18 protein-coding genes are annotated in these 18,618 nt (G+C 36.4%); 2 read left to right on the forward strand and 16 right to left on the reverse strand.

What is annotated here, in order from left to right; genetic code table 11:
- Window positions 1–114: 114 nt before the first annotated feature.
- From LJY09_RS18040 to LJY09_RS18095, 12 genes are all read right to left on the reverse strand, one after another.
- A complete protein-coding gene (locus tag LJY09_RS18040; protein ID WP_098112488.1) occupies window positions 115–864 on the reverse strand; it encodes an ABC transporter permease in 750 nt (249 codons plus the stop codon).
- Complete coding sequence (locus LJY09_RS18045; protein WP_028414816.1) at window positions 865–1,626, reverse strand: ABC transporter ATP-binding protein; 762 nt, start codon at window positions 1,624–1,626, stop codon at window positions 865–867.
- Between the two features lie 189 nt (window positions 1,627–1,815).
- Window positions 1,816–2,169, reverse strand: a complete 354-nt coding sequence (locus LJY09_RS18050; protein ID WP_013058327.1) for a DUF1048 domain-containing protein — start codon at window positions 2,167–2,169, stop codon at window positions 1,816–1,818.
- Between the two features lie 70 nt (window positions 2,170–2,239).
- Window positions 2,240–2,560: a PadR family transcriptional regulator gene (locus tag LJY09_RS18055; RefSeq protein ID WP_228307789.1), complete on the reverse strand. Its 321-nt coding sequence runs from the start codon at window positions 2,558–2,560 to the stop codon at window positions 2,240–2,242.
- Between the two features lie 529 nt (window positions 2,561–3,089).
- Entirely contained in the window at window positions 3,090–3,992 is a 903-nt protein-coding gene (locus LJY09_RS18060) for an AEC family transporter (RefSeq protein WP_028414821.1), read from the reverse strand.
- A 91-nt stretch (window positions 3,993–4,083) separates the two neighbouring features.
- Window positions 4,084–5,517: an aldehyde dehydrogenase family protein gene (locus LJY09_RS18065; protein WP_028414822.1), complete on the reverse strand. Its 1,434-nt coding sequence runs from the start codon at window positions 5,515–5,517 to the stop codon at window positions 4,084–4,086.
- Between the two features lie 30 nt (window positions 5,518–5,547).
- A complete protein-coding gene (locus LJY09_RS18070) occupies window positions 5,548–6,282 on the reverse strand; it encodes a GntR family transcriptional regulator (RefSeq protein WP_049165930.1) in 735 nt (244 codons plus the stop codon).
- Window positions 6,283–6,366: 84 nt separating this feature from the next.
- Window positions 6,367–7,707, reverse strand: a complete 1,341-nt coding sequence (sftI, locus tag LJY09_RS18075; protein ID WP_154974150.1) for a sulfoquinovose isomerase — start codon at window positions 7,705–7,707, stop codon at window positions 6,367–6,369.
- Between the two features lie 127 nt (window positions 7,708–7,834).
- The gene (locus LJY09_RS18080; RefSeq protein WP_154974153.1) at window positions 7,835–9,874 is read right to left on the reverse strand and encodes an alpha-glucosidase; all 2,040 of its coding nucleotides are present in this window, start codon (window positions 9,872–9,874) and stop codon (window positions 7,835–7,837) included.
- Window positions 9,875–9,930: 56 nt separating this feature from the next.
- Entirely contained in the window at window positions 9,931–10,602 is a 672-nt protein-coding gene (locus tag LJY09_RS18085) for a DUF4867 family protein (protein ID WP_098112483.1), read from the reverse strand.
- Window positions 10,603–10,688: 86 nt separating this feature from the next.
- Window positions 10,689–11,369, reverse strand: coding sequence for a transaldolase family protein (locus tag LJY09_RS18090; RefSeq protein ID WP_014458886.1), 681 nt, complete (start codon window positions 11,367–11,369; stop codon window positions 10,689–10,691).
- A 163-nt stretch (window positions 11,370–11,532) separates the two neighbouring features.
- Window positions 11,533–12,930: a glycoside-pentoside-hexuronide (GPH):cation symporter gene (locus LJY09_RS18095; protein ID WP_028414827.1), complete on the reverse strand. Its 1,398-nt coding sequence runs from the start codon at window positions 12,928–12,930 to the stop codon at window positions 11,533–11,535.
- Between the two features lie 1,137 nt (window positions 12,931–14,067).
- Here LJY09_RS18095 and LJY09_RS18100 point away from each other — a divergent pair.
- Window positions 14,068–14,358: a DUF5412 family protein gene (locus LJY09_RS18100; protein WP_228307371.1), complete on the forward strand. Its 291-nt coding sequence runs from the start codon at window positions 14,068–14,070 to the stop codon at window positions 14,356–14,358.
- Window positions 14,359–14,559: 201 nt separating this feature from the next.
- Here the strand turns inward: LJY09_RS18100 and LJY09_RS18105 are convergent, their stop codons facing one another.
- The 4 genes from LJY09_RS18105 to LJY09_RS18120 form a co-directional block, all read right to left on the reverse strand.
- Window positions 14,560–14,847, reverse strand: a complete 288-nt coding sequence (locus tag LJY09_RS18105; protein WP_155010455.1) for a 3-isopropylmalate dehydrogenase — start codon at window positions 14,845–14,847, stop codon at window positions 14,560–14,562.
- Between the two features lie 131 nt (window positions 14,848–14,978).
- Entirely contained in the window at window positions 14,979–16,157 is a 1,179-nt protein-coding gene (locus LJY09_RS18110) for a DUF418 domain-containing protein (RefSeq protein WP_228307372.1), read from the reverse strand.
- A gap of 409 nt (window positions 16,158–16,566) precedes the next feature.
- On the reverse strand, window positions 16,567–16,776 hold the full coding sequence (locus LJY09_RS18115) for a hypothetical protein (protein ID WP_028414832.1): 210 nt from the start codon (window positions 16,774–16,776) through the stop codon (window positions 16,567–16,569).
- Window positions 16,777–17,450: 674 nt separating this feature from the next.
- Entirely contained in the window at window positions 17,451–17,990 is a 540-nt protein-coding gene (locus LJY09_RS18120; RefSeq protein ID WP_186819753.1) for a TetR/AcrR family transcriptional regulator, read from the reverse strand.
- Window positions 17,991–18,129: 139 nt separating this feature from the next.
- Between LJY09_RS18120 and LJY09_RS18125 the strand changes: the two genes are divergently transcribed.
- Window positions 18,130–18,468, forward strand: a complete 339-nt coding sequence (locus LJY09_RS18125) for a DUF2834 domain-containing protein (RefSeq protein ID WP_051418592.1) — start codon at window positions 18,130–18,132, stop codon at window positions 18,466–18,468.
- Window positions 18,469–18,618 lie beyond the last annotated feature (150 nt).

The following is an 18,618-nucleotide window of genomic DNA, read 5'->3' on the forward strand; positions in this document are numbered from 1 at the left end:
CCGGAAAGAGGCATTACGACAACTAGAAGTAATCCCTGTTTTATGCTATCAATACTTTACATTAAAATTCCGATGATTCCATATACGTTTGGTAGCTTGCTCAGTTTATAAAATTCACCCTAATTTGCGTTTGAATTCTTTACTAGCGAACAAGTAAGCGATGACCATGATACCTAGGCACCAGGCAAGGGCACTCCAGATATCGTTGCCAACAGATCCTTCATACAAGAGTGCACGAATCGTATTCACGATTGAAGTCACGGGCTGGTTCTCGGCGAATGCCCGAACAGCTTTAGGCATCGTTTCAGTGGGAACAAAGGCGGAACTAATAAAAGGTAGGAAAATCAGTGGGTACGAGTAGCCTGTGGCTCCTTCCATAGATTTCGCTGTCAGTCCTGGAATAATGGCCAACCATGTCAGGGCTAGCGTAAACAGCCCGAGTATCCCGGCTACCGCGAACCAATCTAGGATATCAGCGCTGGAACGGAAACCCATCAAGAGCGCGACGAAGATAACTATCACGATAGTAAGGGCATTGGAAACAAAAGATGTCAACACGTGAGCCCATAATACCGAAGAACGTTTAATGGGCATGGTGATGAAACGGGCCATCAGTCCACTTTTTACATCATTAAATAGCCGAACGGAAGTGTAAGCGACGCCGGATGCGATAGCCATCAGCAGGATTCCCGGTAATAGATAATTGACGTAATTGGCTGTTCCTGTATTTATAGCGCCACCAAATACGTAGACAAACAGTAGCATCATCATAATTGGCGTAATCGCCACCGTAATAATCGTATCCGGGCTGCGCATAATCGTGCGCATCAAACGTCCTAGTAATACAACTGTATTGTTTTTCATTTACATTTCCTCCTTTTTGCCGATGATTGCGAGGAAGATTTCCTCTAATGTTGGCTGTTTCTCAATGTATTCCACTTTTGCTGGGGGGAACATCTCTTTAAGTTCGGTAAGGGTACCGGTTTTGATGATTTTTCCGCCATGTAGGATGGCTATACGATCTGCCAGTTGTTCAGCTTCTTCCAGATACTGAGTCGTGAGCAAGATGGTCGTACCACCGCCAGCAAGCTCTTTGATAGTGTTCCAGACTTCAATCCGGGCTTCCGGATCAAGTCCGGTCGTCGGTTCGTCGAGAAAAATAACAGCTGGCGCCCCAATCAGACTCATAGCTATATCAAGTCGGCGCTTCATTCCACCGGAATATTGATCCGCCCGGCGATTGGCTGCATCGGTCAAGCTGAATCTTGCAAGGAGATTGTCAGCTACTTCATTAGGATTAAATACCCCTCGCAATTTGGCGATCATTATCAGGTTTTCCTTCCCAGTAAGCATGCCGTCTAACGCTGCGAACTGCCCCGTTAGGCTGATGTTTTGGCGGACGTCAGCCGGTTGACGTTGGACGTCAAATCCGCAAATACTTACTTCGCCGCTATCAGCCTTCATCAGTGTTGAAAGAATGTTAACTGTCGTCGTCTTCCCTGCTCCATTTGAGCCCAGCAGTGCAAAAATTTCACCGCGCTGCACCTCAACATTCACCCCTTTTAAAACTTCTTTGTCTTTAAAGGACTTTTTTAATTCTTTTACAAAAATCGCTGTATTTCTCATACGTTTTTCCTCCTTTTAAAAAGCTCCACAAGCTTGCTTGTTAGAACTGTCATGATGTAACTAAGCTGAGCGTCTCGTAGAGCTAGGTTTTTGATACCTTACTATTCAGTCTGACTGATATTCTGTATCACTTAGTACTGAGTTTGAAAAATGACTGAATAGCAAAAGCAACTAGCTATTCAGTCGATGTTATTGATTAAATTTATTTTTTCCTAATCGTTCCTTAATACTCTGGTTCAAATCTTCACGATACTTAACCATATAAGTTTTAGCATTTGCCACTAATTCGTCAGCAAAGGAAGCCACATCGTCTCCAGTAATTTCGAGCACCTGTCTACCTTCTGCAGCACCTGCTTCGAATAAATCAATTAATTCATACTGCATGTGTAGCATATCCATTCCGTTGCCCGATGAGAAATTCCACATGTAGTTTTGAATTTTTTTAAATACAAACTGATAGTCCTCTGGCAAGGCTTCAACCCGTGCCATCATCATTTTATACTCTTTTTTATCACCAATCATTTTTTTGAATATTTCCAACATGTCATTTTTCCTCCTTTTTATAAAGCTTCATAAGATGCTTTAAAACTATCCGACGGTCTATCCTATGAAGCTAGTTTGACTTCAAGACGTTGATTTTTGATGATACAAAATCCCACCTTTTCCAAAACAACTCAAGCTCCTTGTAGCCCGCCTCATTAAGCGAATAAAATTTGCGGGGTGGGCCCATATCTGATGGTTTTTTTTCTATATTCACAAGTTTTTTCTTTTCTAATCGTACGAGAATAGTGTAGACCGTTCCTTCCACGACCTCGATAAATCCAAGCTCGTTCAGACGGCGTGTAATCTCATAGCCATAGGTTTCATGGCGGCTGATAATTTCTAACACACAGCCTTCCAGCGAACCCTTCAGCAGTTCAGTTAAATTTTCGATCTTCAGAACCTCCTCTATATTGTCTGACTTATATTCTGTATTACTTAGTACCAAGCCAATTTTTACTTAATAACTTTTAAAATTAAGCTATTAAGTAATACTTAGTATATGTAGATTGTAATACTTAGTACCGGGCATTTCAACTATTTTTTAAAATATTTTCAAATGTAGATATATTCAGGGATAATACTAAGAACCAAAAAAACTTATTAAAAGAATCCATAAGTTCTTTTAATAAGTTTTTTCCGTTACAGATACCTTTACAGTTTTTCCGTATAACCTCTTAAATTTCGAATTAAAAAAGAGATCCCCGTCAGTAAACAATTAAGAAACAAATATTTAGTCAGATAGTGTTGAAAACTGTATGTGAAGTAGAAGTATAAGAAGAACACAAAACTAAAATAGAAAATAAACTTTAAATATCTTTTTAAAACTGCGTTATGAGGAGAATTCACGTTGACTACTCCTTTTAAAGTCATATAATAAAATTATTTTTTTAACCTATATTGAACCATTTTTCTGTGTTATTTTACAAAACAATTAGAAAAATGATAGGCAATGTAGCAAGGCTTAGAGAGGTACTAATTAACGTTGCGCTTGATACAAACTCCGGCTCTGTATTAAATTGCAGCGCATACATAGTTGTATTAGCAGCTGTGGGCATAGCAGCCATAATAATCATAATTTGTTTAACCATCTCATCCACAGGTAGCAGAAGCGTTAGTATATAAGCAATAAATGGCGAGATTACAAGCTTGATAGCTAATGACCATGAAACTTTGGCTTTGGCTAAATTTCTAATTGATATTTTAGCAAGCTGCATTCCAAGTACGATCATGATGGTAGGAATAGCTGCACCCGCTACTAAATCAACCGCTTCTTTTACAGAGTTGCTTAACGGAATATGAAGAAACTGAAATATAGCTCCTAAAAGTCCCCCATACACAATGGGTATCCGTCGGACTGCGTCAATGGCTGATTTTATACCATTTCCATTTGGACTTCCTTTCGCAGCATAGTAAACTCCAACTGTACACATGACCAGTTGCTGTATGACCATGAGAATAATGGCAGAGTCTAAGCCGGTAACGCCAAAAAGTAATAAAACAACAGGTGTACCGTAGTTTCCATTATTCATAAATGAAGACGCTAATATCATTCCACAGGTTTCTGAAGTAGAATATCGCTGAAAATAAGCAATAATATAGACGACAGCAATTAATGCAAAGCAAAGTGCAAATGTGTATAACGTAAGATATAAGTAATCAATCGTAAATTTGGTTGTGTAAAATGTTTTGAACACTAGAACTGGAGACATCAAATAAAGTGCCATTGTTGAAATCGTTTTTGTATCAAATCCTATTTTCTTTTGTCCAATAAATCCAAGTGCAAAAATCCCGAAAATAGGAAGAAGGATTGTTAGGAACTCCATATTTGTTCACCTTCGTCATTTTTTCTTTGTTATTTTCCAAATGAAAGACCTAGAAAATTAAAAATCTAGGTCTTTCATTTAAACTAATAAATTATAAATTTAGAACAATGATACGTTCTTCCGTCATTTCTTCAATTGCATATTTCGGCCCTTCTTTTCCGTTACCGCTCTTTTTCACACCGCCATACGGCATATGGTCAACACGATACGCTGAAGCATCATTTACAATTAATCCGCCTACTTCAATTTCACGAGCTGCCTTCATAGCAAACTGTAAGTCGTTCGTAAAAAGGCCTGCCTGTAACCCATAGTCAGAATCATTTACTTTTGAAATCACTTCATCAATCTCATCATATTGAGCAATGGCTACTACTGGCCCGAATACTTCTTGACGACAAACTTTCATCTCATCATTTACATTGGTCAAAATTGTAGGAAGATAGAAAGCACCGTCACGCTTTCCTCCTAGTTCAATTTTTGCCCCTTCTTCCACCGCTTCTTTTACCCATTCTTCCACTCGCTCTGCTTCTTTAAGACGAATCATAGGTCCAATATCAGTTTGCTCATCCATTGGATTACCGACTACTAACTTTTCTGTTTTTTCTTTTAGCTTATTAACAAAAGCAGTATAAATATTCGTATGAACATAAATTCGTTGAACCGAAATGCAAACTTGTCCTGCGTTATTAAAGCTTTTTTGAGAAATTAAAGATGCAGCTTTTTCTAAATCAGCGTCTTTATGTACGACAGTAGCCGAATTATTTCCTAGTTCAAGTGAAACTTTACGTAAACCCGCCTTAGATCGGATAAGTTCTCCTACTCTTGGGCTTCCTGTGAACGTAAACATATTAACATCCTGGTTTTCTAATAACCATTCACCAATTTCTGCCCCATCTCCAGTCAATACTTGAAGGCGCCCTTTTGGCAGCCCTGCTTCTTCCATTAACTCAGCTAGCTTGAGCGCACAAATTGGAGTGACTTCAGCAGGCTTTAATACTACGCTATTCCCAGCTGCAATTGCCGGTCCAAGTTTATGACAAACTAGATTGATAGGTACATTAAACGGTGTGATAGCTGCAACAACTCCAACCGGGACTTTTACTGTAAAAGCCATGCGATTTTCTGAGCCTTGAGCTGATTCAACAGGCACACCTTCTCCATGAATACGCTTTGCCTCTTCCGCTGAAATTTGTAAAGTTGTAGCCGCGCGCTCAACTTCTCCGCGAGATTCACGAATAGACTTTCCAACTTCAGTAGCCAAAATTTCAGCAAATTCTTCTTGACGGCTTAGTAATAACTCAGCTGCCTTCATTAATACCTCGTAGCGTTCGTACGGTGAAAAAGTGTTTTTTAACGCCTCTTTCGCGCTGGCCACAGCTTTATTTACATCGTCTTTTGTAGCTACTGAGATTTCAGCTGCAGGCTGCTGCGTATATTTATTTAAGACTTCCATTTTTTCTGCTGTTGTTTCCCATTCCCCATTTACATATAAACCATATTGTTTGACTTGAGTTAAACTTGTCATTATCTCCACATCCCCAATTGTATTAGCGTTTTATCTTGTAAGCTCAATATTGTAATGATATTTATCACTGCGATATTTTGTTACCGTAAATTCGAGTGGCTTATCATCAAAACCGTAACTTACTCTTGTCATTTCAAGTAAAGCTTCTCCGCCTCGTATGCCTAACAGATCGGCTTCATAAATCGTTGCATTAATCGCAGATATCTTCTCTTTAGCTCGTTTCAAGAAGATTTCATTCTCTTCTAGCACTTCGTAAAATTTTGCACGATTTAAATCTTGTTCAACTAGTGTTTTTCCAATATGCGTAGGCCAACAAGAACGTTCAATAGCGATAGGCACCTCATCGGCAAAACGAATTCGTTCAATAACTAAAACTTCTTCTCCAGCATCCAATTCCAGCATGGAAGTTTCATAATATAAATCTTTTTTAAAATCAGTACGAATGAGTTTTGAATTTGGTGTTAATCCTTTTTCTGCTACTTCTTCTGCTAGTCCTTTAAGCTTGCCTAAGCTGCCGCCGATAAGAGGCTGAGGTTTTACAATTGTTCCTCTGCCTTGTTTTTTTTCCAGCAGCCCGTCCTGTACTAACATGGAAATAGCTTGTCTTAAGGTAGTACGGCTTACATCGAATTCTTGCATTAATTCTTGTTCTGTTGGAATTAACGTATTGGGCTTCCAAACTTTCTCTTGTATACGTTTAATTAAGACATCTTTCACTTGAAGATAAAGCGCGATATTTTTATTAGAACCAATTGTATCTTTCATGTTCTCAAACTCCTTTTAAGTTAGCGTTTGGTATTATTATATAGTATTGGCTAACTTTTACTGTAGCAGAGAAGTACGATTTTCTTAGACATAGACCTTTGTTTCTAGATTAAGCATACGTCCTAGTTCAATTAGATGTTCTGTCACATCACCATAAACTAGTGCAAAGTGAGGTTCATACCCCGCATGCATAAGTTCATAAAGGGTGTCTGATGCATTTGTCGCTAACTCAACTTCTACAGATGTGCCTGTAAAAGGCTGCTCTACATCTAAGGCATCTCCTTTCATCACTAGAAGGCGATACCCATCAGGCGTATGACTTACCCTGAAGATCGTTACTTCTCCTGCTTTTAATCCGAAATCCATTGCAAAACCAATTTTTCTGTTAGGATGCACCCCTGCTGTTGCTCCAGTAGAAGGATTCGCGAGCGAATATGCTCCTGCACCGCAATGCCAAAAAACAACTGAGTTTTTTTCTTCGTCTATGTGAACTAAATCTCCCAGGTAAGGTGCATTTCCTCCTGCTAACTCACGCAAGATGAACATGGAGATTGATCCATGAATATCCGACTCACAGGATGTCACCATTCCGTCTTCCGTAAACTGAGACAGAGTTGAACACGGAGCAGCTCCTAAATCATTAAAGAAATCTGGCCAACATCGCATAGCTAATGCATCTAACTTTTCACGTTGAATGTGCTTTTTAATATATGTGGAAAATTGAGCGAATTTAGTAACGGTTTCATCGTTTCGATTCAGACCAATCACCTGCTTTTCTGCCCGCTCAACTTCCCCTATCCATTCGTGTTCTGGAAGCTTTACGCACTCTTTAAACGCTTCTTGTAAATCCATCTTATGAAGAGTTACGCCAAGTGCGTTTTTTAATTCATCTTCGTTAGCTTGTGAAAAGAAGAATCCCGGCGGATAATCTCCCACTACCCCAATTTTTAATTCATTTAATGCTTTTAACACGCGCATAACGTTAATTTGTCTTAATAGACGATCCTGCAAGGCTTTCTCATCTGGATTTCCAAATACAAATGCAAACGGATGCTGATGATTACGCAGCACATTACTGGTGCTATTTCCGCCTGTTAGAGAGTTTAAACGTAAACGTCCCCCTACACTTGGCTCACGTACGGACCAAACAATTACAGGCTGTTTAAAATACTCCAATATCTTAACCATAAATTCACCGTCAGCAAACGTAACGCTTTGATATAAGACGGTATCAATCTTATTCCCTTTAATTGAATCAAGAAATCCCTGTAATTCTTCAACTGATGTTATAATTTGCTCCGGCGCGATAAGAGTACTACAGTTGCCGTTCAGCCACTCCATACTTTTTTGACGATACATTTCAGCTGCTTCAATATCAAATGTTTTTCTACCTATAGGCACATATAAAACTGTTGTATTTTGCATATAGAGTTCCCCTTGTCGTAAAACTATTTATTATAACCATTCTAAAATACATCATTACCTTTATCAACACTATTTTCCGTTTGGATTTTTCCGTTTGACTACATTTCTTATATAAATAGCTCTTAAATTAGATGTGAAGTAGTTTAGAAAACAACTCACTCCATATAGATTTTTTACGGTAAAATACAGGTGGATAACCTAATGGCGCTTGAACAGTAACCGATCCTCCTGTGTGCTCTTCACCGCTCCATACATGGACCCACTGATCTTCTGGTAAATATACTTCCCACTCTGTTTGGTTTTCTTGATGAACCGGCGCAACAAGTACATCTTCACCAAATAAATATTGGTATTGAATATCATATGTTTTTTCGTCTTCTTCATAGTGCATAAACAAAGGTCGCTGAACAGGAATTCCGCGTCGCGCATTTTCTTCTACAAGTGATCTAATATAAGGTGCAATCGTTACATAAACATTAGACATTCTTGCTAAATGCTCTAGTGCTTCTTCATCACCGTCAAACTGAAAACAATCATCGGGACGATTTCCTTCATGTGTTCTCATCATAGGCGTGAAGGCTCCCATTTCTGCCCATCTCATCAGCAGCTCTTTTGAACGTTTATTACCATGTAGACTTGTGTACCCTCCAATATCGCTATGGTGTAAGCCGCAACCACTCATTCCTGATGATAAAGCTGCAGGAATAACGGAAGCTAAACCATCATCCAGCGACCAATCTACGCTTTGATCTCCGCCCCAAAGAAGTGTACAGTATTTTTGTATGCCCGTATATCCAGCACGCATAAAGTATACGATTTCACCAAGTTTTCCTGCTTCTGATACTGCTTCATAGTTCGCTTTTGCCCACATTGTCGGCCAAGCATTGTGCATAATCTTAGCGTCAACTCCATTTTTGAGCACAACGTCAGTAGGCAAGTATTCGCCAAAGTCGGCCATCCATCCGTCTAATCCAAAATCAATCATGTTCTCTTTAATAACTTGTTTATACCATTGGGTAGCCTCTTCGTTGGTAAAATCAACAACTCCGCAATAAAATTCACCGAAATCCACTAAATACGTATTTCCTTCCGTATTTAATGCTAAGTACCCTTTATCTTCAGCTTCCCTATATAAATCACCTTCTATTGCTACATATGGATTAATGTAACCTAGAAAACGAATATCATTTTCTTTCCACTCTGCAATTTTTTTATCTAGCTCCGGGTATTCATTCTCGTTCCATTTCCAATTCCACATTAAACGTTTGCCGAAAGAAGTAATACGTTTGCCCTGCCAATCTTGACACCATACTCCAGATACTTTCATGCCTTTTGCTAAAACTTTTTCTAATTTTTGTTCAACAACATCTGTACCACCTTGAATACCTAAAACCACGCCGTTATATACCCAGTCTGGTAGCTCGGGCTGTCTTCCGAATAAACCTGTAATTTTTTCAACTAATTCAAGGTACGTATCCGCCGTTTCAAACAGCATATATTCAGGTACTTCCCAAACCTGCAGTTCATGGAACGTCTCATTACGAAAATCAAAGTCCGCGTATGCCGTTGTTTCTACGTGACAATAGTACTTTTTACTAGATACATATGTAGGCTGAGGAAAGTTGGTATTATAGTAATCTCCTCCAGCTCTATCAACTACATCAGCTTGCCATGTTACATATGTTTGTTTGTTTCTTCCTACGCCCGGCTCAGATGTCCATAAAGGAAAGTTTTTCCCTCTCATATTAAAATGAGAAAGTTGTTCTCCGCATCCATAGACTTTTTCCTGTTCATCTGCAGCTACTCGTAACCAAAAGCGGTTAATGTTCGCATCGTGTTTTTGGTATTCTACTTTTAAGCGGTTGTCTTCTTCCTTAACTATAAGAGACAGGATATGATCTCCATTTTTATAGTTGGAGAAATCTATTTTATATGCCCCTTTTACTTCTTCAACAGTTGCGTAGCGAAGAGCTGTACGTTCAGTCACGTAATCTTTAATATCAAAGTTCCCTCTATACATTTCAATCGTTTCTTCTCCATAACCAACAAACAACATTGGCTTTTGTACTGTATGCTGAAGCAGAACTACACCGTTAAGAGCAACTTCAAATCCATCTTGTAAGATCTCCACATTTACCCCTTTAGTTACGTTTAAGGTACCTGACATTTTTCTCTCTCCCATCAATTAATAGAGCCTAGTCTTTTGTCTAACATTCATGCGCTCTATTGATAAACTTTAATATTTTCTCCTTTTATACCGGGATGTGCGCCTTTATTAATTAATTGCTCTCTTTCAGGATGAGCAATTAACCATTTATTTTTCATAAACAATAACTCATCTTCTTTTGTTCTTTTTTGAATATTAGTTGATAACGGATCATTTGTTCCTTTAGGTAAAATGACGACTGTTTTAAACCCTTCGTTATTGACCTTACAAGGAGCAAAATGTAATGTCGTACCATACAATTCAACTGCTGTTCCTTCAGGTACAAAGAAAGCGATTACATCACTTGAATTAAAAAAGTTATTTTCAACTTCCTGTACCTTACCTAATAAAAGAACCATATCCGTTATAGCGATATTAATTTCACTGCTTTTATGATACTCAAGACCATTTAAGGTTGAATTAGGACCATTACAATATCCAATTTGAATAGGCATCTCACCATAAAAAGCTTCTTGAAGCTGATTCTTAATAATGGTGTTTTCCATCTCAGTAACGGATGCTACGTATACATTCTGATCTTGAGGAATAGTTAAACTATCCATATATGTTTCTAGTTCACTGAAATCGTATTCATTAATTACCTTTCCATAAGGCTTAAATTTGCTGTCCTCTATATGATAAAAAGGTACATGTTTATTTAAGTCTTTCATGTATTGAAAGCTGCTCAACGTTTTCTTCTCTCCTTTTCTATGTAAAAAGCCCCTCCAAGAAGATAATAAGATTCTAAGAGGCGCCTTTTATAAAATACATATGTTTATTTTAAGACAGGAGCTTCTGTGACTGTATTATCCCAAGCGTTGCGAAATTTGTTTAAACCATAGTCTGTAAACGCATGCTGGAAGCTTTCTTTATATACATCAAATCCGCAAGTCACAATATGCGCACCAGCTTTTGCCGCATCTACAATTTGTTTACCATTACGTAAAGCAGCAACAATGATTTCTGTATTGTAATCGTAGTTTTTATAGATATTCACAATATCCTGAATGTATTGAGTTGTATCGTCCCCGCTATTTTCTTTCCAGCCGACAAATGGAGATACAAATTTAGCACCGATTCTTGCAGGCTGAAGTGCTTGTGATGGCGAGAAGACAAGAGTGACGTTAGTAGAAATACCTTGTTTTTCAAATTCCTTTGCTGCAATTAAGCCAGGCTCTGTGCATGGAATTTTAATAACAAAGTTTGACGACAGCTTAGCAATCTTTGTCCCTTCTTCTACCATATCTTTAGCATTATCCAAATGAGGATTAATTTCCACTGAAATTGGGAAGTTTTCGACTCCTTTAAATTCACTTGCAAATTCATCTAGAACCGTTAAAAATGGTTTACCGCTGTTCATAATGTGGCGAGGGTTTGTTGTAACTCCATCAATTGCCCAGTTTTCATACGCGTAACGAATTTCCTCTAAAATTGCACTATCTAAAAAATACTTCATCTTTATACCTCCAGTTAAGTGACTATTACCCCTAAAAGATAATGACCTTTATATAATTTGTAATAACCTTTGTATTTATAATATGAAAACGCCACCAATATTTCAAGTACTTTTTGCTAGATTATTAAATTAATTTTGTATTTCGTCCATTTTACCTATCATCTTACATTGGTATTCTATTTTTACTTTTAGCAAGATCGGCTACGATTTTATTGTATTTTTCATCTGAAAGTTTATAAAAGAAAAACATGACAATAATCGTTGCAATGGCTAATGCACTTGGATAAATAAACATTAACCCTCTGATTCCCTCCAGTACATTTGCACTTTGCACCGCGTTTGGAACGTAACCCACAACTCCTAACACAACGCCAGGAATAAAGCCTGCAAGCGCTTGAGAAAGTTTACGGAAGAACGTAAAGAAAGAATACACAACACCTTCAGATCGATTTCCAGTCTTCCATTCGCCATACTCTACAGCATCAGAAACTAATGCCCAGTTCAAACTGTTTACAAATGAGCTTCCGAAGAAAGCAAAGCAAGCTAATGTAATAAAAATCACTGCGTTATCTGCAAAAACATAAGCTAAAATATCTCCTACAGCCCAAATCGCGCACCCTAATATGTACGTAGATTTCTTTCCAATTTTTTTAACCATGAAAGGAACCATTGCTACGCCGATAAATACACAGCCGATACTAAAAAAGCCCATATAAGGAACGATTGCTACATTTTTTAAAACGTACTGACAAAAATAGACTTGTACAGCAAGCTTGACGTTAAAAGCTGAAAAGGTAAACAAATTAACTAAACAAAGAATGAGTAAAGGCGTATTCTTAAAAAGACCTTTATAGCTGTCAGTCAGCTTTACATTTGTGTTTTGGGGTTTTTCATACACATATCTTTCTTTTACATTGGCATAACAATAGACTTGTAATAAAACGCCCAAAAATGCAAAAATAGATACAGCCACTAAATAACCAGTAGATTGATTGTTAAACATTAAGACAATCGGCATAAACCCTACAGTTGTAATAAGAAGACCTAAATTTGAGCCTGCTTGTCTAAATGATGCCATTTCTGCTCGTTCAACGGGATCTTTTGTCATCGCAGGTACCATTGATCCATAAGGAATATTTGAAATGCTATAAATTGTTCCAAATGCCATATACGTTACATATGCCCATATAATCTTTCCGGTTATTGAAAAATCGGGATTAGTAAAGCTGACTATCGTTATCAAAGCAAGCGGTATTGCAGCATAAAGAAAGAATGGTCTAAATTTCCCTTTAGGACCTATCTTCTTTCGATTATCAATCCAAGTACCTACTGTAATATCAGCGAACGCATCCCATATTTTCGTAATTAAAAATACTAAACCTGCTGTTGCAGAAGGCAAGCCTAACGCGTCGGTATAAAACTTCAGCAAATAAATTTGACCCAAGTCTAACATAAAGTTATTTCCTACATCTCCCAATCCATAAGCAACCTTCTCTTTAAGTCTTAGTTTCTTAGGCGTATTAATTGAATGTTCTACATTTTGAACCAATGGCTGTTCCATAAGTTCTCCCCCTTTGATTAACACTTTTTAAGACTTCACATTAAAGATGCATCACATAGGAGATTACAATTTTGATAGACTTCAAAATTGTAATCTCCTCTAGGCCGATACTAAAATCACCTCCCTCTTCATAACATCACAACGTTTTTAAAAAAGTTATTACCTTTTTATTTATAATATGAAAACGCATACAAATTATCAAGTGTTTTTTTTATTTTATTTACAAAAGGCTGAATAATAATAGCAATAAATCTATAGATGTCCCTGGAGGAATAAGGATTCTTTTTGGGTTGTGTGTCGGAAAGAATGGTTATGTGCACTAGTTTTATACATGATATAAAGAACTTTCCAAAGAATAATTATGATAAAATGGGGTTAAAAGGAATTTAAAAATTAAAAGAGGTTAAATCAATTTGGGAAGAAATTTTGTTATAACGTTATTCATTTGTGTATTAAGTATTCTACTGAAAATTATAATGCTTGTTCTAAATTTGAATGGCATTTACGTGCAAGGCACCAACTTTTCTCAAGACACTATTAACCTCACTATAAATACCCTAATCTTATTATCCGTTACCAGGATTATTATGTATAAACTAAAAGAGAAAACGTTAAAAACCCTTACTGTTATATGTTCGACCTTTCTCATAGTAAGTAATTTTTGCTGGTGGCTGCTTATAGATAGTGATACTGCATACACTACTTTTTATTCTCCTAGCAGGAATGAAGCTTTTGTGGTTAAAGAAACGCGTCATAGTGAGGTCTATCAACTGTTGAAATTTAAATTATTATCAAAAAAACTTGTGGATATTCGTGGTGATGATGGTTACAGAATGTTTTACGAGAATAACTACAAATTAGAATGGATGAATCATAACAAATTAAAAATCCACTATCTATTCGACCCAATAAGCCCTAATGATTATAAGAATGTAACTGTTACATACAAGGAATATTAAATATCTAGATATACTAATAGCCTTTAGATTTGCCAATCTAAAGGCTGTTTTGATTGTTGAAACAGGTATTATGTAAACTGATTTTGTATATAATACTCATGATTTTTTAACTCAATTCTGATATATAATCAGATAGGAACAAAATTATAATTGAGTCCATCTGAATAGAGGTTAGAAATTGAAAAAACGATATATAGTGTGTTTGACTGCATTAAGCTCTCTTCTAGTTATAGGATTTGTTTGGTGGTTTCTTTTTGCGCCTAGTTATCTACGATTTGCTCCAAAGGGAGAATATATTTCTCAAAGTACATCTCCTAACGGTGATTACATAGTAAAGATTTATCGTTCAAGTGGTGGAGCGACTACACCTTTTGCTATTAGAGGAGAAGTGACTTATACAAATAAAGTTTTTAATAAAAAGAAAAACATCTATTGGAATTACCCTCAGGAAACAGCCAAAGTTAAGTAGGTAAATAACAAAACAGTTAACATTAGTGGTCATATATTGAACGTTACAAAAGATACGTTTAATGCTAATGATGTAGATAATTAAATTCTACTCTTAAACAACAAAAAGCTCTTATGAAAGAGCTTTTTGTTGTTTAACTACTTATAGGGTGATTATGGTAACTACAAATTTATGAAGTATAAGTCTTATTAAGCAAATTTTTTATTTATTGTTATATTGTTTTATAACTGTGACTATAACTGCCATTAACAGAACAACCGCACTATTGATAAGTAAATAGTATCCAACTTGTAAACCATAAAATATGGCAAAAGCGTCTCTAATGATCAACAGTGCTAATATACCGCCTATTGCCCCAAATAAAGCCGCCAGTATCAATATTGTGAAAGCAGCAGCGTATAAACTTTTCTTTTTTTGGTAGGAGATAAATCCAACGATATTTGCAATGATAATAAAGAAGCCGATAAGTATTAAGAAGAAGTTAGCCATTTTCTTTAATTCTCCTCTACGGACTATTAATTGGTTAAAATTTCTAATATCTAATATCAATTTAACATAAAATTCTATGTAAAAGTTTTGCTTCTTATAACATGTTTGATATTCATCCAAAAGAAGCTGACTTACATTTTAAAATCTTTCTTTATATTTTTCCTTATAGTTAAATTGGCTAAGCGTTTACGCGCTGATTCCATAGGACCCATTTTAAAATAACGAAGCCACAAAGTAGCAAATAACATTTGAAACAAACAGATTAATACCCAAACAAAAATGACGAAGAATGAACGAGGGTGTCCACCCAATCCAAGGCCCCATCCATAAAATAAAATTGAGCTTAAAACATTCTGTAACACGTAGCAACTTAAAGACATCTTACCTACTTTTTCTAAAACTCTCCATAATGAAAAGGCCTGAAATTTTTCAATTAGGAAACTAATAGCTCCCATGTATCCAATCGATAAAATAGGGGCAAACGCATACCTTACTGGAAAATCAAAGTATCCTCCAGGAACAAATAATAATAGGTTTAGAGGTAGCCCAACTAAAAGTCCTGTCTTCATCATCCTCTTTCTGATATTAATACCATTGGAGTTATTGTCAAAAGCCCCTATTCTCACTAGTAAAACACCAATTAAAAACATACATATATTAAATGGAATGACGAAAATTGCTTCTGTGCGCAGCTCCCAAAAATGAAAAAGTCGATACTGAATTTGATTCATCCATGATCCATGTTGATAAAGGTTCATCACTTCTTTTGGCACAGCAACTAGCTCATCTCCTATTGAGTTAGTTAGCACACCTAAGAACACAAGTACTATAAAGAAAAGATGAATCGCTGCTGCACTAATCATTGCTATTCGTATCATTCTCTTTCGCATTTTTACGATAAGTGATACGACAATGGCAGTTACTGCATAAGACATTAAAATGTCGTACTCTAAGACAAAAATAAAGTGCAAAAGCCCTTCCATTAATAAAAGTAAAGACAGCCATATGTACCTTCCCGGCCAAGTCTGATTTAATCGTTTTGATTGCTGATATTTCAGTTCTAAACCAACACCAAACATAATGGCTAAGAGGCCAAGTAATTTTCCGTTAATTAAGGACAGAAAAAGGATTCTTAAAAAGTCATCTCCTGATAACCACCATTGATTATGGTTAAAAGTAAATATATAATTTATATCTCCCAGATAGGCAAACAGCCAAATATTTGTTCCTAATGTTCCCAGAATCGCTAGTCCTCTTAATATATCTAAAGAGCGAATTCGTTTTTTATTCTCCACTTCCCATGCCCCCATCCTTTACTTTCATTCTAATAACGTTCCGAATACATTTCTAAAAAGGATTGTTTATTTTCGTTACTCTCCTTCTTGATATGTCATAGTTCAACTATATTAGATTACGTCGCGTCACCTTCAACCCTTATTTTTAAATGAATGAATGAATTATTTTTAGTGCAATAAAGAGAGCGTAGATACGTTTTGAGAAGTGCGAAGGCTGCCTGCTTTGGAAACAGGTTTAGCCAAAATCCAAAAGATATACTGGCTTACGCAGAGTACTAATTACAAAAAAAGAAACCCTAGTATTTTTAAGGTTTCTTTCTTTCTGATATTCCACTCTAAACGACAATTGAAGATAAATTAAAATGCTTTTACTGCAATATAACGTTTTCCAACGTTTTGTAATTCATATTCTAAAAGCTGGCATCTAGCTTTTAGAAAGTTCGTTTATCTCCCTTTCAATAAGAGCTACTGAAAGTTCGAATGCTTGTATCCTTCTTTTAGCTAAGGTTATTTGAGATTTATATCTATCGGCATTTTCTTTAGCTTCAAACGTTTTTACTGTCTGTCTGAGTTTATGTAAAGTTGAATCAATTTGACGTTTTGCTTCAACTAATTCAGGTACGTCAAATTTCATTGGAGTCCCTCCTTTTTATCATTTTTATCGATAAGATGGCTTTCTTTAAAAAGGTTGTTTATCGGCAGAGCTACTGTTATCTATATTTCCTGTACATGAGTAGCCATCCAAAAATGTTTATTATACCAAATATAGTGAACACAAACTTACCACTTAAAACTTCTCTTAACAATATACCTGATAAACTAGTGTTTGTTTATCTGTAGAAGTTGAAAGGTTCCTTTAAAAGAAGCAGGTTTTTTTGAGGTATTGAGAGGTGACGTCAATTTTTATTAAGATGCTCAGCTGTTCTAAAATAGCCTCTGCGTAAGGGCCACGCTAAATAACCCATTCAAAATCTCTCAACGCAATAAAATTTGTCATACAAATTTCGTTTTTCATCTTCACAACAAAAATAGTTTGTGATATACTTCACATGTAAGGATGTTCACATGAACTAACAAACTCTTGAATGTAAAGTAGAAAAAGCTATTTCACTCCGATGCCAATACGATTGAAATAGCTTTTTTTATGCTCTTATTTTGAGAACCCCCACCATTTCTACTGCTATGGCCTTCTGTACAGTTCTCTAGGAGAAGTAGTTACATCTATCTTACTCGCTTGCTTTTAGAGTTTGATGTTCCTAACCTATCACTCAAAAAATAGAGAGGGTTCTATTTTCCGCTTATTGCAGATCAACACTTATTAATTGCCGCAATCGCTTTTGTAATACGAGCATCGTCACCTACTGCATCTAAGAGAGCTATTCCTTCAATTGTAACAAGAGCTAGTGCTGCTACTTGTTCTTTATCCTCTCCTTCGTCTACCTTAATGATATCTAGGTAGAACTGATAAAAGCTGTCGCAGATTTCCTTTGCTACAGAATGAAATGGGTCCCCTTCTTTTGATGCAACCGCAACTAATTCAAGCCACAGCTTAATGTATGGACGAACTTCAGGATCTCTCATCATGTTATACAAATGGGGAACTAGCGTCTGAAATGAATGCTTCTCCATTTCTGTATTGTGAAGCATGTAAATAAGCTTTTGAGAAATAAAGGATAGCACAACCGTAAATAATTCCTCTTTGTCATTAAAATAATGAAGTAGCATTCTATCGCTGGTTTCCGCTGCTTTCGCAAGATTTCGCAAACTGGAGGCCTGCAGACCATTTAATAAAATATAGTCAGCCGTTTTTTCTATAATTTCTTGTTTTTTCTTTTCACCTTTTTTCATATAAAGCTCCTTACTGTCTTTTTCTGTCGTATAGATACAATTATGAAGGAAACTTAGCTGCTTTGCATTATTCCCATTCATTTTTTTGTTGATAAAAAATGTAATGAGTGCTACATTTTAAGAAAGGGGGATGATTGAATTGATAAGTAAAAACCACAAAGCAATGGACAGCAACACACTTTCTAGAAATGATCGAATACCAAAAGCATTACTTATTTTAGTATTAGTATCTTTTTCTGTTTTAACAGGTTTGGCCGTATATCATTATGGCTTTCTTGGTATTTTTTCTCAGGCATTTAACAACTATGCTTCTATGCAAATATTCTTTGATTTATTGATAGCACTAATTCTAGTGCTTGTATGGATGTGGCATGATGCCAAAAAGACAAACCGTTCTTTTTGGCCATGGGCACTAGTCACGCTAATAATTGGCTCGTTCGGTCCCCTTTTGTATCTGTTGCTGCGCAAACGCATTTAGCAGATTAAAAGGCTTTGTATTGCAAAAAGAAAGCCTTTTGCAAAATAAAACAAGGCTTTCTTTTTATCTAATTAAGTATTAATCAGCTGTTTCCTCTAGTACAACTTTAATAGCCTTTGCGAGCATCTTTGCTGTACGTGTTTCTTCCTT

It is taken from the genome of Priestia sp. J2, assembly GCF_020790095.1.
Taxonomy (GTDB): Bacteria; Bacillota; Bacilli; order Bacillales; family Bacillaceae_H; genus Priestia; species Priestia zanthoxyli.

What these genes read in the sequence shown, in the direction of transcription:
- LJY09_RS18040 (WP_098112488.1), bottom strand. Translation starts at nt 864, where the DNA reads ATGAAAAACAATACAGTTGTATTACTAGGACGTTTGATGCGCACGATT.
- LJY09_RS18045 (WP_028414816.1), bottom strand. Translation starts at nt 1,626, where the DNA reads ATGAGAAATACAGCGATTTTTGTAAAAGAATTAAAAAAGTCCTTTAAA.
- LJY09_RS18050 (WP_013058327.1), bottom strand. Translation starts at nt 2,169, where the DNA reads ATGTTGGAAATATTCAAAAAAATGATTGGTGATAAAAAAGAGTATAAA.
- LJY09_RS18060 (WP_028414821.1), bottom strand. Translation starts at nt 3,992, where the DNA reads ATGGAGTTCCTAACAATCCTTCTTCCTATTTTCGGGATTTTTGCACTT.
- LJY09_RS18065 (WP_028414822.1), bottom strand. Translation starts at nt 5,517, where the DNA reads ATGACAAGTTTAACTCAAGTCAAACAATATGGTTTATATGTAAATGGG.
- LJY09_RS18070 (WP_049165930.1), bottom strand. Translation starts at nt 6,282, where the DNA reads ATGAAAGATACAATTGGTTCTAATAAAAATATCGCGCTTTATCTTCAA.
- sftI (WP_154974150.1), bottom strand. Translation starts at nt 7,707, where the DNA reads ATGCAAAATACAACAGTTTTATATGTGCCTATAGGTAGAAAAACATTT.
- LJY09_RS18080 (WP_154974153.1), bottom strand. Translation starts at nt 9,874, where the DNA reads ATGTCAGGTACCTTAAACGTAACTAAAGGGGTAAATGTGGAGATCTTA.
- LJY09_RS18090 (WP_014458886.1), bottom strand. Translation starts at nt 11,369, where the DNA reads ATGAAGTATTTTTTAGATAGTGCAATTTTAGAGGAAATTCGTTACGCG.
- LJY09_RS18095 (WP_028414827.1), bottom strand. Translation starts at nt 12,930, where the DNA reads ATGGAACAGCCATTGGTTCAAAATGTAGAACATTCAATTAATACGCCT.
- LJY09_RS18105 (WP_155010455.1), bottom strand. Translation starts at nt 14,847, where the DNA reads ATGGCTAACTTCTTCTTAATACTTATCGGCTTCTTTATTATCATTGCA.
- LJY09_RS18110 (WP_228307372.1), bottom strand. Translation starts at nt 16,157, where the DNA reads ATGGGGGCATGGGAAGTGGAGAATAAAAAACGAATTCGCTCTTTAGAT.
- LJY09_RS18115 (WP_028414832.1), bottom strand. Translation starts at nt 16,776, where the DNA reads ATGAAATTTGACGTACCTGAATTAGTTGAAGCAAAACGTCAAATTGAT.
- LJY09_RS18120 (WP_186819753.1), bottom strand. Translation starts at nt 17,990, where the DNA reads ATGAAAAAAGGTGAAAAGAAAAAACAAGAAATTATAGAAAAAACGGCT.